Genomic DNA, 244 nt, shown 5'->3' with positions numbered 1-244 from the left:
ATAACAATCGGGCTGTTTTCGGCGCGCAATGTAGCGCCACCGCCCAGATAAATATAACCTTGCCGTACATTGTCTTTATAATTGCCTTGCTGTTCGCGCGATGCGTACAAGGCATAGGCATTGTTGCCGGTCGTGCTGACTTTTGCGCCGTCGCCGAGTTGAACAAGGCCTCCTTTATTAGCGTATATAGCGTGTCCGTTGGTCATTGAGCTTGCAATATCAGCATTGGCACCAATAAAAACAT

The 244-nt window shown here is 48.4% G+C and carries 1 protein-coding gene; it reads right to left on the bottom strand.

Annotated elements, in window-relative coordinates; translation table 11 throughout:
* Positions 1 to 244, bottom strand: a 244-nt coding sequence (locus tag HBA93_RS22875) for a hypothetical protein (RefSeq protein ID WP_221724757.1), incomplete at both ends; no start/stop codon positions are given.

It is taken from the genome of Ochrobactrum sp. SFR4, from assembly GCF_019730395.1.
Classification (GTDB): domain Bacteria; phylum Pseudomonadota; class Alphaproteobacteria; order Rhizobiales; family Rhizobiaceae; genus Pseudochrobactrum.
The sequence above is the reverse complement of the archived record's forward strand: the minus strand, read 5'-3'. Positions and strand labels throughout refer to the sequence as shown.